The following is a 12,472-nucleotide window of genomic DNA, read 5'->3' as shown; positions in this document are numbered from 1 at the left end:
GGAACGCGATGAAAGTTTTGGACGATTTTTCGCTGGCAGGCATCGCCGCAGAGTACATCAATGCGCACGGTAAGCCGCAGGCGATCCCGACCCTGACCCGCCAGCGTTTGCTGGCGGTGATGCAGCCTCCCCATCCGCTGAGCACGCCGCTGCCGCCAGGAGTCATTTTTCACAGCGGCGACCTGCTGAGTCTGTCGCCACAGCTGAGCGACGATGCCCACTGGCATCTTACCAGCGAGGCGGGTGAGATCAGCTCAGGTCGCTGCCAGCCCGCCCAGCCGCTGCATCTGCCGCCGCTGCCCGAAGGCTATCACCAGCTGACGCTGCAGCAGGGCGCACAGCAGTGGTCGTGCCGGGTGATTATTGCACCGGCCCGCTGTTATGAACCCCCTGCACTGCTGGCGGGTGAGTCGTTGTGGGGCGCCTGCGTGCAGCTCTATACCCTGCGCTCGGCGGAAAACTGGGGCATTGGCGACTTTGGCGATCTGCGCAGGATGCTGCCAGAGGTGTCCGCACGCGGCGGCGCATTTATCGGTCTTAATCCTGTCCATGCGCTCTTTCCTTCCTGCCCCGAGAGCGCAAGCCCTTACAGCCCGTCGTCCCGACGCTGGCTCAATGTACTCTACATCGATGTAGGCGCGGTCACTGACTTCCGGCAGAGCGCCACCGCGCAGGAATGGTGGCAGTTGCCGGAGACGCAGCAGGCGCTGGAGCAGGCTCGCGCGGCCGAATGGGTCGATTATGCGGCGGTAACCCGGCTGAAAATTCATGCACTGAGCCTGGCGTGGTCGCAGTTCACCCAGCGTGACGCCGCCGATTCAGAGGTACAGGCGTTTAATGTGTTTATCCGGGAGGGTGGCGAAAGCCTGCAGCATCAGGCGCTGTTTGATGCGCTGCACGCCGACCAGATGGCACAGGATAGCGGGCGCTGGGGCTGGCCAGTCTGGCCGGAGGCGTTGCAGAATCCCGGCACCCCGGCTGTGCAGGCATTTTTGAAACAACATCAGGATCAGGTGCGCTTCTGGCTCTGGCTGCAGTGGCTGGCCGCGAAGCAGTTTGCCGACTGCTGGGACATCTGCCAGCAGCAGCAGATGCCGATTGGCCTTTACCGCGATCTGGCGGTGGGTGTTGCGCAGGGTGGCGCAGAGACCTGGAGCGAGCGCGATCTCTACTGCATGGAGGCCAGCATCGGTGCGCCACCCGATATTCTCGGTCCGCGCGGCCAGGACTGGGGGTTGCCGCCCATGGATCCGCAGGTGATGCGGCAGCGCGCCTGGGAGCCGTGGATCGCCCTGCTGCGCGCCAGTATGCGCCACTGCGGCGCGCTGCGTATTGACCATGTGATGGCGCTGATGCGGCTGTGGTGGATTCCGGCCGGTGATAGCGCGATGCACGGTGCCTATGTGCACTATCCCATCGACGATCTGCTGGCGATTCTGGCGCTGGAAAGTCAGCGTCACCGCTGCATGGTAATTGGCGAAGATCTCGGCACCGTGCCGGAGGCGATTGTCGATAAGCTGAGGGACGGCGGGGTCTACTCCTATAAGGTGCTCTATTTTGAGCAGGAGTCAGCCCATGGTTTTCGTCCGCCCGCCGAATGGCCACGGCAGGCAATGGCGGTCGCGACCACTCACGATCTTCCGACGCTGCGTGGCTGGTGGCAGAGCGATGATTTGACCACCGGCGCACAACTCGGCCTCTATCCCGACAAGGTGATGCTGGCCGGGCTATATCAGGATCGGCTGCGGGCGAAGCAGGCACTGCTGCAGAGTCTGCATCGCGTTGGTGCCCTGCCGAAACGTGCCGGACGCGATGCACGTCGCACCGGCATGAGCAAGGCATTAAACCGGGCGATGCAGCACTATCTGGCTGACAGTCACAGCGCCCTGTTGGGACTGCAACCAGAGGACTGGCTGGATATGGCGGCGCCGGTCAATATACCGGGCACCCGCGATGAATATCCGAACTGGCGACGCAAACTGAGCGTACCGCTGGAAACGTTGTTCAGCGATCCTGCCACTGACACGCTGCTGCGTGATCTGACGGCACGACGTAAGCGGCTACTGCGCGACTGAAGGTTAACGCGCGACGCAGACTCTTAACTGACGCAGCCTGTTTTACATAATTTTCAGTTATTACAGCGTGCGGGCCGGCAACGGCTCGCACGCTGCTACTGTAATCAGCGCCTCTCAACAGTGATAAGATCACCCTGAGCACGAGCATCTGAAAAACACACCGGATGCTGTTCAGGATTTAATCAACTTAAGAATTTGTATTCGCCCATTCCTGAGATTGCTTTAACAGCAATGCCCAGTCGTCAGGTGGATAGCCGTTATGCAACATTCCTGAAAATACTTTATAGGCGTCACGCTTACTGCCATAAGCACGTTTCGTTTCAGCGTCATTCATCCATGCAAGGATGATGGTTTTATGTTGCTCACTGAATCTAAAGAACAAACGATACTGCATCAAAAACTTTGCACGGAACCAATGCTTATTTTGTTCTCCCAGCGTATCGCCCTGGCGAAACTTTGCCTGATGTGGATCGGTGCAAATCTCACTATTGATAACTTTAAACACAGCGGCTAAAAGCTTAGTCGTCGCTTTTCGCTGGTAACTTTCAGGATATTTAGCCCTGAGTAACTCCACTTCATTGGTCAGCGCAATCAGCTGCGATTCAAAACAGGGATGAACATAAACGTGCCATCCATTTATAACCGTGCTGTCTTCCATACTTAATTACTCATCGTCCATGAGTGGAGCATCCAAATCAACGTCCATACCTTCGGTCAACGATGTAATGCGAGTTAATAATCCTCGATCCAGCGTTTTAATATTTGCAGGCGTGTTGCGTATGTCAGCAGCAAGAAAACTCAGAAAGCTCGCCATCACTGGATCATCATCAGTCACCGTTTCCTGACGGGCAATAAGGACTTTGCCGCCCGGCAGAACAGCGTATTCGATATTCTCACCAGGTTGCAGATTCATCGCATCACGAACTGCGGCAGGGATAGTGGTCTGGCTGCGGGCTGTCAGTTTTGATGAAGCACGCAGAGAGATGTTTGCATGAGTCAGAGTTCCCATTGCGGATTCTCACTAGAAGAAACAAGATAGCGCAACAGTAATGCAAGTGCATTGGCAATGCAAATGCATTGTTCGCGAATAAGAGCGAATGTTTTGTTACTAAGTCTTCATTAAAAGCTTCTGATTACGCTTTTCCGTATCGACTGAAAAATTGGCACCCTGTTTTATTTCCTGCCAGACATCAAACTCTTCGCGACTGATAAGCACAGCAGCAGAGCCGCCCCGGCGGGTGATAATCACAGGCTCACGCGCCATCACGATATCCATGATTTCAGCAAGATATTTTCGGGCCTGTGTTGTCGTGTAACTTCGCATTTAGCCTCCAGAAAAGTCATCCCTGAAACAGCTTAGTTAGCCTATATTCATCAAACGCTATTGCCCACAGCATGACTTACGCAATGCGTAAAACCACGCAAAAAAATCATGCAATCAGGATCTCTGCAACAAAAAAAAGGTGCGCCGCAGCGCACCAGATGGAACAACATCAGTATTGTCGGGGCAGCTTCACCCCTTGCCTTTAACACTACTGATAAAGGTTTGCCGCGCAGAAGTGGAACCCAGCCGCTCGGCTTCATCCAGCAGTTTCAGCGCCTTGTCGATATTGCCGCTGTTCACCGCCTCGGTGATCTTCTGATTAAAGTAACGCTCGGTGTCGCTCATGATCGGTTCCGCGCGGGCTTTGGGCGCGGGCGCTGCGGCGGGTGCCGGTGCTGCGCTGTACGCTGCCGCAGGTGCGGTATTGCCGACGGTCACCGCGCTCGGGCCGGATGAACCAAACAGCGGCCCGACCAGAATGGATGAGCCGGAGCTGGTCTGCATCTTCAGCTTGATCGTGCCTTCCCGGCTGTGGCGGGCGACGGGATCGGGGATATCCGGTACCGCATGACCGGTGCCCTGGGCGTAGGCCTTGGCCGGGTCAAGCAGCGTGGTGGTTTGCGTCAGATCGCTGTCGGTGGTGAACACCAGCAGGTAGATTTTTTGCTGACCCAGCGCCGGGGTTAGCTTCATCACCCCTTCCAGTCGATCTGCCGCCATCACGCCCGGCTTCTGATAGGTAAAGTAGCGGCTGGGGAACCAGGCCGCGGGACGCAGGTTTTCATCCAGCACCAGCACGTTCGGCGCGAAAACCTGACCGTTCGCCACTTCACTGCTCAGCGTCAGCGTCAGTTCGCCGATATTGGCGGGCAGACTGTAGGCCGCGACCGACCCGGCAATGTGTGGCGCGTTCAGCGTCTGGCCGCTGTTCGAAAGTGTCGTGGTCTGGGTCTGAGAGGCCGCCAGCGGTTGCCAGCTCAGACGTTGTAGCGATTCAGGTGCCACGACGGGTGCAGCGGAGAGATCCTGTGGCACCAGATTAACATCGGCCAGGGCAGGCAGAGTGTGCCCTGTCAGCAGCGCCGCACTCAGACAGAGTGCAGCCAGTTTTTTCATTTTCATTATGCGTACCTTATTACAGGTCGCGATGTGAACCAGGCAATGGCACACCACGACCAAAGAGATCCCTCAGGCGCGACGCCGCGCCTGTCAGAAAAGGGTTACCACCAGATTTCCATCTGCGCGCCGAAGGTGACTTCGTCGTTGTTGCCACGGCTGTTAGTCAGGATGCCGTTGCCGCTGGTGTCCGCAGAGGCGAAGGTGGTGAGATCGCCTGAGTTATCTTTGTTGTAACCCCACTTTTCATCCCATTTGGCGTAGGTCGCGAACAGACGCAGTGCCGGACGAGACCAGATGCTGTCGCCCGCCTGCCACTGCTGCGCCAGCGTCACTTTGTACTGGCCGTTGCGCTCGTTAGCCTGCTGCGATTTGACGTTGTCGTAGCCCAGTTCCAGCAACGTGCTCATGATCGGCGTCCATTTGTACATCGGGCGCACACCCACGGTGTACCACTCGGTGCCGCGGTTGTTGTCCAGATCGATGTTCTGATACATGGCGACGTACATCAGGTCCCAGCGTTCCGCCAGCGAGATCGCGCCGTGATCGAGAATACGATACATGTCACCATTGTTATTCAGACTGGTACCCTGCGGCACGCCTTTGCCCTGCGAGGTCAGCGCATCAGTGGCGTACTGCAGCACGAACTTGTTGTAACCCTTCAGCATGCTCTGGGTATGTTCAGCCGTGAACATCCAGCCATCTTTCGACGCGCCATCCTCCAGACGGTAGTCGTCACGGGCATTGGCACGACCGTAATCGACACCCAGTTCCAGCACGCCATCCGTGTTAGTTTCCAGACCGGCCAGACGCACATCAAACACGTCGTTGGCAGTGCTGGTGGCGAAGTCACGGATACGATCGCTGGAGAAGGTATAAGAGCCGCCGGCTTCAGACGAACGGGTTGCCGCGAAAGAGAGCTTACCAAACCCAAATCGACATCTTCCAGACCCGCGCCCGGACCGGAGATATCCCAGTAGTAGAAGTCGATCATATGAACGTCGTGACGCTGATAGAACCGCTTACCGGCCCAGATGGTTGAACCTGGCAGCGCATCAATCAGGTTTTTACCTTTGACGTTGGCTTCGCGGAAAGCGGGGGATGTCGCTTCCCAGTCATTCTGCTGTGCCACGGAGTAAGCCACATTGGTGTCGAAATAGAAGCTTTTGTCGCCCTCTTTCCACACTTCCTGGCCTAATTTCAGTTCGGCGTAGGTTTCACACTCGTTACCCAGACGGTACTTACTTTGAGCGCCGGTCGCCTGAAAACATTGCTGCTCGCCACCGCTGCCGGTCCAGCCAATGCCGGAACGGGCGTAACCGGTAAAATCAACCGCCATCGTCGGGGCGGAGAGGGTGCCCACCGCGACGGCAACGGCAATGGGAAGTTTGCGCAGAGTTAACATTTTCTATCTCCTGAGGTCATTGCTTTTATTGTTTTTGGCAGGGCTATACACCCGGCTCCTGATACAGCCTGCGGCACGCGCTCCCGTCCTCGCGGAACAGGTGACAACGCTCGGGCGGCAGGCCAATACCGAGGATGGCGCCCTCTTTTACCAGCACGACGTCCTCCTGGCGGTAGACCAGGTTCTGACGGATAGCGGGAATCTCGATGTGAATCTGTGTTTCATGCCCCAGCTGTTCCACCACCTGCACTTCCCCTTCCAGGGTGACGTCGGCGATATCGCTGGAGAGCAGATGTTCCGGGCGAATACCCAGTGACATATTGCTGCCGACCTGGACGCCAGCACTGTCCACCGGCAGCCAGACCAGCTGCTGATTCGGCAGCCGCACCTGGACCTGATCAATGGCGGTGGCGGTCACTTTGACCGGCAGGAAATTCATTTTGGGTGAGCCAATAAACCCGGCGACAAAGCGGTTGGCGGGATAGTGATATAACTCAAGCGGCCTGCCGACCTGCGCAATGCGCCCGGCATCCAGCACCACGATCTTGTCTGCCAGCGTCATCGCTTCGATCTGATCGTGGGTGACGTAAATCATGGTGCGCTTCAGGCGCTTATGCAGACGGGAGATCTCAATGCGCATCTGGACGCGCAGCGCCGCGTCGAGGTTCGACAGCGGTTCATCCAGCAGAAAGACGCGCGGCTCCGCCACCAGCGTGCGGCCAATCGCCACGCGCTGACGCTGACCGCCAGAGAGGGCTTTAGGCCGGCGATCGAGCAGGTGCGCCAGTTGCAGAATCTCTGCCACCTGATTGACGCGCTGATGGATCTCCGCTTTTTTCACCCCGGCCAGCTTCAGGCCAAACGACATATTCTCCGCCACCGACAGGTGGGGATAGAGCGCATAAGACTGAAACACCATGCCGATGCCACGTTCGGCGGGCGGCACCTCATTCATGCGCCGGTCGCCGATCAACAGTTCGCCGCTGGTGATGGTTTCCAGTCCGGCAATCATGCGCAGCAGCGTCGATTTGCCACAGCCCGACGGGCCGACGAAAACAACAAATTCCCCTTCACGAATAGTGAGATCAATATCTTTCGACACCACCGTATCGCCCCAGGCTTTTGTGACATTGCGTAGCACAACGCTCGCCATGATCCCTTCCCTCTTAGCTGCACATTCGTGTCTGCCGGGCGGCAGACGGGTTCCGGGGCTCACTATGCGAGAGGAAACAGGGAGTAACATCCTCCGCCGCGACGCAATCTGATGGGGGAGGAGGCGGGAGGAGGAGAAATGCGGGCTGACTCGGCAGGCCGCGCGCTGCTGCGCTTTTTTGTGATCGCTGACGCAGACCTGCAGGATTTTTTACCGCTTCAGCACGCGCTTAAGGCGCTTTTTGCCTGTGCGATCACAGCGATTACGCCAGGGGCGTAGAGCGCAGGAGGATGAGATGCCGGTGTGGATCCGCACAATGATGCCGACAGAGCATTCACCACTTCCGCTAACAGGATGGATTTATGACGATGAAAACCGGAGCACGAATTCTGGCCCTTTCTGCCCTCTCTGCTGTGCTCTTTTCAGCAAGCGCGATGGCAAAAATCGAGGAAGGTAAACTGGTCATCTGGATCAACGGTGACAAGGGGTATAACGGCCTTGCCGAAGTGGGTAAGAAATTTGAGCAGGAGACCGGTATCAAAGTCACGGTCGAACATCCTGACAAAATGGAAGAGAAGTATCCGCAGGTCGCGGCGACCGGCGATGGCCCGGACATTATCTTCTGGGCGCATGACCGTTTTGGCGGCTACGCGCAGTCGGGCCTGCTGGCTGAGGTGACACCGGATGCCAGCTTCCGCGAAAAAATCTTCCCTTTCACCTGGGACGCGGTGCGCTTTGACGGCAAGCTGATCGGCTATCCGATTTCAGTGGAGTCGCTGTCACTGATCTACAACAAAAAGCTGCTGCCAACTCCGCCAAAAACCTGGGAAGAGATGGCCGCGCTCGACAAGCAACTGCGCGCCAAAGGCAAAAGTGCCATGATGTTTAACCTGCAGGAGCCTTACTTCACCTGGCCGTTGCTGGCCGCTGGCGGAGCTTACGCCTTTAAGCTGAGCGATGGGCACTATGATGTGAAGGATGTCGGCGTCGATAACGCCGGGGCGAAAGCGGGCATGCAGTTCCTGGTCGATCAGGTCAAAGCCAAAACGCTGAATGCGGATACCGATTACTCCATTGCCGAAGCCGCCTTCAACAAAGGTGAGACTGCCATGACCATCAATGGTCCGTGGGCATGGGGCAATCTGGATAAGAGCGGCATCGACTATGGCGTCACAGAATTGCCTGCCTTGAAGGGAAAACCGTCTAAAGCCTTTGTCGGCGTACTGAGCGCCGGGATCAATGCCGCCAGTCCAAACAAGGAACTGGCGAAGGAATTCCTGGAGAACTATCTGCTGACCGATTCCGGACTGGAAACGGTCAACAAAGACAAGCCGCTGGGTGCCGTGGCGCTGAAATCTTATCAGCAGACGCTGGAGAAAGATCCACGTATCGCCGCCACCATGAGCAACGCGAAACAGGGCGACATCATGCCGAACATCCCGCAGATGGCGGCCTTCTGGTACGCGATGCGCACAGCGACCCTGAATGCGCTGGGCGGTCGTCAGAGCGTTGACGCCGCACTAAAAGATGCCCAGGCCCGTCTGAAGAAGTAATTCTCCCTTTTGCAGCCGGGGCAACCCGGCTTGAGTGATCGTTAAGGAAAACCGCATCATGTCAGGAAAACCGAAAACGCGCAGTCTGCTGCTGAAAAGCGTTCTCATCGCGCTCTGCTGTCTGCTGGTCGGCTATCTGCTGGTGCTGATGTACGCGCAGGGCGAATATCTTTTTGCGCTGCTGACGCTCATCCTCAGCGCGACCGGACTGTGGATTTTTGCCAACCGTCGCGCCTATGCGTGGCGCTATGTCTATCCTGGTGTCGCCGGAATGGCGCTGTTTGTGTTGTTCCCCCTCGCCTGCACTATCGCCATCGCTTTTACCAACTACAGCAGCAGTAACCAGCTTACCTTTGAGCGGGCGCAGCAGGTGCTGCTGGGCCGCACGTTCCAGTCGGGTGAGGCGGTGAATTTTTCACTCTTCCCGGCGGGTGATCGCTGGCAGCTGGTGCTGAACGATGGCAAAGATAATTTTGTCTCCCCTCCCTTTGCATTTGGCGCAGATCAGACGCTGAAAATGGCTCCCGCGGCACTCCCTGCAGCCGAGCGTGCCACCTTCAGGGTGATCACCACCCACCGTCAGGCGCTGAGCCAGATCCGCGCCGAGCTGCCGGATGGCCGTCAGCTGCGGATGAGTTCGCTGCGTCAGTACTCTGGTACCCAGCCGCTTTATCGGGTTGGCGCGCAGGATGAGCTGATTAATCAGCAGAGCGGCACGCATTACCGCGCCAATCCGCAGACCGGTTTTTATCAGGCCATCAACGCAGACGATAACTGGGGCAACGAAACCCTGAGTCCCGGCTTTACCGTGAATACCGGCTGGAAAAACTTCGTACGGGTCTTTACCGATGAAGGGATTCAGAAGCCGTTCCTGGCGATATTTGGCTGGACGCTGCTCTTCTCGCTGATCACAGTGGTGCTGACCGTGGCTGTGGGCATGGTGCTGGCCTGTCTGGTGCAGTGGGAAGCGCTGCGCGGCAAAGCGGTCTATCGGGTGATGCTGATTCTTCCCTATGCCGTGCCGGCCTTTATCTCGATCCTGATTTTCAAGGGGCTGTTTAACCAGAGCTTTGGCGAGATCAACGTGATGCTGAGCGCGCTGTTTGGTGTAAAACCCGCCTGGTTCAGCGATCCGACGCTGGCACGCACCATGCTGATTATCGTCAACACCTGGCTCGGCTATCCCTACATGATGATCCTCTGCATGGGGCTGCTGAAAGCCATTCCTGACGACCTCTATGAAGCCTCGGCGATGGACGGTGCCGGCCCGCTACAGAACTTCTTCCTGATTACGCTGCCGCTGCTGCTGAAACCGCTGATGCCGCTGATGATTGCCAGCTTTGCCTTTAACTTTAATAACTTTGTGCTGGTGCAGCTGCTGACCAACGGCGGGCCGGATCGCCTGGGCACTACCACACCAGCCGGTTATACCGACCTGCTGGTGAACTACACCTGGCGTATCGCCTTTGAAGGCGGTGGCGGGCAGGACTTTGGTCTGGCCGCCGCTATTGCCACGCTGATCTTCCTGCTGGTGGGTGCGCTGGCGGTGATCAACCTGAAAGCCTCGCGGATGAAATTCGATTAATAGCCTGTTGGACCAGGCGCTAAGGAGTTGTTATGGCTATGGTACAACCCAAATCGCAACGGCTGCGTCTGCTGACCACGCATCTGCTGCTGCTGCTGTTTATCGCGGCGATTCTCTTTCCGCTGCTGATGGTGATCGCGATTTCCCTGCGAGCCGGTAACTTTGCCACCGGCAGCCTGATCCCGGAGCAGATTTCCTGGGAGCACTGGCGGCTGGCGCTGGGCTTTAGCGTTGAACATGCCGACGGCAGGGTGACACCGCCGCCCTTCCCGGTGCTGCTGTGGTTATGGAATTCGATCAAGATTGCGGCAATCAGCGCGCTGGGCATCGTGGCGCTCTCCACCACCTGCGCCTATGCGTTTGCCCGTATGCGCTTTACCGGTCGCGCCAGCCTGCTGAAAGGGATGCTGATTTTCCAGATGTTCCCGGCGGTGCTGTCGCTGGTAGCGCTCTATGCGCTGTTTGATCGTCTCGGCCAGTATCTGCCCTTTATCGGGCTGAATACCCACGGTGGAGTGATCTTCGCCTATCTGGGCGGCATTGCGCTGCATGTCTGGACGATTAAGGGCTATTTCGAAACCATCGATGGGTCACTGGAAGAGGCCGCCGCGCTGGATGGCGCAACGCCGTGGCAAGCGTTCCGGCTGGTGCTGCTGCCGCTGTCTGTGCCGATTCTGGCGGTGGTGTTTATTCTGGCGTTTATCGCTGCAGTAACTGAAGTGCCGGTGGCCTCGCTGCTGCTGCGCGACGTCAACAGCTATACCCTGGCGGTGGGGATGCAGCAGTACCTCAATCCGCAGAACTACCTGTGGGGGGATTTTGCCGCGGCGGCGGTGCTCTCCGCGATTCCGATCACCCTGGTTTTCCTGCTGGCACAGCGCTGGCTGGTCAGCGGATTAACCGCGGGCGGGGTGAAAGGCTAAACGATCATCATTGTACGTTGCCACTGCTTACACAACGCCTGTTGTGGTTGAATGATTCGGCGGCCTGCGGGCCGCCTTTTTTATCCTAATCCGCTTCTGACGCCAGACTGCCCGCCACTAGCGCCATCACCATAGCCGCTATCGCCTGCTGACCTTCAGGCTTGCTGATATCGCCGCGTGCCACCGCGCCTGCGATGGCATCCGCGCCCCCCAGCAGCCCCCACATGCCGGCTTCCGCAATACCGCTGCTGCCAGCAAAAGGCGCAAGCCAGCGCTGACAGCGGGCAATAAAATCGAGCTGATAGTGGCGTTTGACGGCGGCCAGTTCCGGTGAGGTACTGAGCGCGGACAGCAGTTCGGGTATTTCGCGCCCCTCCGTCATCACACAATCGACATAACAGGCCGCGAGCACGTCCGCTTTTTCTGGTAATTGCATCGGCGCGGCATCCATCGCCGCATTCATCCGCTCGCTCTGGCGGCGATCAAAATCGTCATACAACGCCGCCAGCAGCCCATGACGGGTAGTGAAATGGTCATACACCACCGGTTTACTGACGCCTGCCGCGTCGCCGACCCGCGCCAGCGTCAGCGCCTCGCTGCCTTCCGTCTGCATTATCTGCCACGCGACGTCTGACAACTGCCTGCGTCGGGCCTCACGTGACAGACGCTTACGGGGTGTTTTTTCTACGGTCATGTTTTTCCTGATGGGCGAACAGACGCTGGCCCAGAGCCTGCGCCAGCTGATAGTGCGACTCAGGATAACCTTCATCGCCGATCAGTAACAGCTCACTGGTCACCACCGGCGCACCGCAGTAGTCAAAGATGCCGTTTTCAATCTGATTACGCATGCTGGTGAAATAGCCGCGCCGCACAAAGGTTCGGGTGTCCGCCGCGCCAATGGCCAGCAGATGCACAGGCAGATGGCCAAGGCGTTTAATTACCCGGCCATCCTGTTCGCTGAAGGCCCAGTCCTGGATAAACACCCGGTCGATCCAGCCTTTGAGCTGTGCCGGGAATGACCACCAGTAAATCGGATAGACCAGTACCAGCGCATCGGCGCGGTCCAGTCGCTGCTGTTCCGCCAGCACTTCGGGCGATGCCATAGCCTGACCGTTGAAACGTCGATGATCATCGAGCGTGAAGCGTGGATCAAACCCTTCTGCCGCCAGATCGGCCTTTTCAACCGTGTGGTGCCCTGTCGAGATTATGCCCTGCGCCAGCTGGTCCGCCACGTGGTGGGAATGCGCATCCTGATTAGGATGGGAAGTCACTATGAGTGCATGCATCGTTGTCACCTTACCTGATTAGCCATTAAGCTACTAAAGGTAAGTTACTATT

General features: G+C 57.6%; 11 protein-coding genes and 1 pseudogene. 4 read left to right on the top strand and 8 right to left on the bottom strand.

The window, feature by feature from the left end; all coding sequences use genetic code 11:
* Positions 1–8: 8 nt before the first annotated feature.
* Positions 9–2,075, top strand: a complete 2,067-nt coding sequence (gene malQ / locus ACTJKZ_RS11170; protein ID WP_253417710.1) for a 4-alpha-glucanotransferase — start codon at positions 9–11, stop codon at positions 2,073–2,075.
* A gap of 187 nt (positions 2,076–2,262) precedes the next feature.
* On the opposite strand, the gene ACTJKZ_RS11165 is transcribed toward malQ, so the two are convergent.
* From ACTJKZ_RS11165 to malK, 6 genes and pseudogenes are all read right to left on the bottom strand, one after another.
* A complete protein-coding gene (locus ACTJKZ_RS11165; protein WP_161736172.1) occupies positions 2,263–2,733 on the bottom strand; it encodes a type II toxin-antitoxin system YhaV family toxin in 471 nt (156 codons plus the stop codon).
* A gap of 6 nt (positions 2,734–2,739) precedes the next feature.
* Positions 2,740–3,084 (bottom strand): type II toxin-antitoxin system PrlF family antitoxin, encoded by a 345-nt coding sequence (locus tag ACTJKZ_RS11160; RefSeq protein WP_161736173.1) that lies wholly within the window; start codon positions 3,082–3,084, stop codon positions 2,740–2,742.
* A 99-nt stretch (positions 3,085–3,183) separates the two neighbouring features.
* The gene (locus ACTJKZ_RS11155) at positions 3,184–3,399 is read right to left on the bottom strand and encodes a type II toxin-antitoxin system Phd/YefM family antitoxin (protein ID WP_222925810.1); all 216 of its coding nucleotides are present in this window, start codon (positions 3,397–3,399) and stop codon (positions 3,184–3,186) included.
* A gap of 189 nt (positions 3,400–3,588) precedes the next feature.
* Entirely contained in the window at positions 3,589–4,521 is a 933-nt protein-coding gene (malM, locus tag ACTJKZ_RS11150; protein ID WP_222925811.1) for a maltose operon protein MalM, read from the bottom strand.
* A gap of 98 nt (positions 4,522–4,619) precedes the next feature.
* Positions 4,620–5,920 (bottom strand): annotated as a pseudogene (locus ACTJKZ_RS11145) (maltoporin).
* 43 nt (positions 5,921–5,963) lie between these two features.
* Positions 5,964–7,073: a maltose/maltodextrin ABC transporter ATP-binding protein MalK gene (malK, locus tag ACTJKZ_RS11140; RefSeq protein WP_150015485.1), complete on the bottom strand. Its 1,110-nt coding sequence runs from the start codon at positions 7,071–7,073 to the stop codon at positions 5,964–5,966.
* Between the two features lie 362 nt (positions 7,074–7,435).
* On the opposite strand from malK, the gene malE reads away from it, so the two are divergent.
* The 3 genes from malE to malG are packed head-to-tail and all read left to right on the top strand — an operon-like array spanning position 7,436 to position 11,134.
* The gene (gene malE, locus ACTJKZ_RS11135) at positions 7,436–8,626 is read left to right on the top strand and encodes a maltose/maltodextrin ABC transporter substrate-binding protein MalE (RefSeq protein WP_161735456.1); all 1,191 of its coding nucleotides are present in this window, start codon (positions 7,436–7,438) and stop codon (positions 8,624–8,626) included.
* Positions 8,627–8,684: 58 nt separating this feature from the next.
* Positions 8,685–10,211, top strand: a complete 1,527-nt coding sequence (gene malF, locus ACTJKZ_RS11130) for a maltose ABC transporter permease MalF (RefSeq protein WP_161735454.1) — start codon at positions 8,685–8,687, stop codon at positions 10,209–10,211.
* 32 nt (positions 10,212–10,243) lie between these two features.
* Positions 10,244–11,134 (top strand): maltose ABC transporter permease MalG, encoded by an 891-nt coding sequence (gene malG, locus ACTJKZ_RS11125; RefSeq protein ID WP_013196178.1) that lies wholly within the window; start codon positions 10,244–10,246, stop codon positions 11,132–11,134.
* 85 nt (positions 11,135–11,219) lie between these two features.
* On the opposite strand, the gene ACTJKZ_RS11120 is transcribed toward malG, so the two are convergent.
* Positions 11,220–11,828 (bottom strand): TetR/AcrR family transcriptional regulator, encoded by a 609-nt coding sequence (locus tag ACTJKZ_RS11120; protein WP_161735452.1) that lies wholly within the window; start codon positions 11,826–11,828, stop codon positions 11,220–11,222.
* Positions 11,803–12,420: an NAD(P)H-dependent oxidoreductase gene (locus ACTJKZ_RS11115; protein ID WP_161735451.1), complete on the bottom strand. Its 618-nt coding sequence runs from the start codon at positions 12,418–12,420 to the stop codon at positions 11,803–11,805. The genes ACTJKZ_RS11120 and ACTJKZ_RS11115 overlap by 26 nt, the downstream gene beginning before the upstream one ends.
* Positions 12,421–12,472 lie beyond the last annotated feature (52 nt).

Origin of the sequence: Pantoea sp. 22096, from assembly GCF_052045955.1 — a bacterium.
Lineage (GTDB): Bacteria > Pseudomonadota > Gammaproteobacteria > Enterobacterales > Enterobacteriaceae > Pantoea > Pantoea alfalfae.
Note: the sequence above shows the minus strand (reverse complement) of the source record. Positions and strands in the feature narration are given on the sequence as shown.

What these genes read in the sequence shown, in the direction of transcription:
- malQ (WP_253417710.1), top strand. Translation starts at nt 9, where the DNA reads ATGAAAGTTTTGGACGATTTTTCGCTGGCAGGCATCGCCGCAGAGTAC.
- ACTJKZ_RS11165 (WP_161736172.1), bottom strand. Translation starts at nt 2,733, where the DNA reads ATGGAAGACAGCACGGTTATAAATGGATGGCACGTTTATGTTCATCCC.
- ACTJKZ_RS11160 (WP_161736173.1), bottom strand. Translation starts at nt 3,084, where the DNA reads ATGGGAACTCTGACTCATGCAAACATCTCTCTGCGTGCTTCATCAAAA.
- ACTJKZ_RS11155 (WP_222925810.1), bottom strand. Translation starts at nt 3,399, where the DNA reads ATGCGAAGTTACACGACAACACAGGCCCGAAAATATCTTGCTGAAATC.
- malM (WP_222925811.1), bottom strand. Translation starts at nt 4,521, where the DNA reads ATGAAAATGAAAAAACTGGCTGCACTCTGTCTGAGTGCGGCGCTGCTG.
- malK (WP_150015485.1), bottom strand. Translation starts at nt 7,073, where the DNA reads ATGGCGAGCGTTGTGCTACGCAATGTCACAAAAGCCTGGGGCGATACG.
- malE (WP_161735456.1), top strand. Translation starts at nt 7,436, where the DNA reads ATGACGATGAAAACCGGAGCACGAATTCTGGCCCTTTCTGCCCTCTCT.
- malF (WP_161735454.1), top strand. Translation starts at nt 8,685, where the DNA reads ATGTCAGGAAAACCGAAAACGCGCAGTCTGCTGCTGAAAAGCGTTCTC.
- malG (WP_013196178.1), top strand. Translation starts at nt 10,244, where the DNA reads ATGGCTATGGTACAACCCAAATCGCAACGGCTGCGTCTGCTGACCACG.
- ACTJKZ_RS11120 (WP_161735452.1), bottom strand. Translation starts at nt 11,828, where the DNA reads ATGACCGTAGAAAAAACACCCCGTAAGCGTCTGTCACGTGAGGCCCGA.
- ACTJKZ_RS11115 (WP_161735451.1), bottom strand. Translation starts at nt 12,420, where the DNA reads ATGCATGCACTCATAGTGACTTCCCATCCTAATCAGGATGCGCATTCC.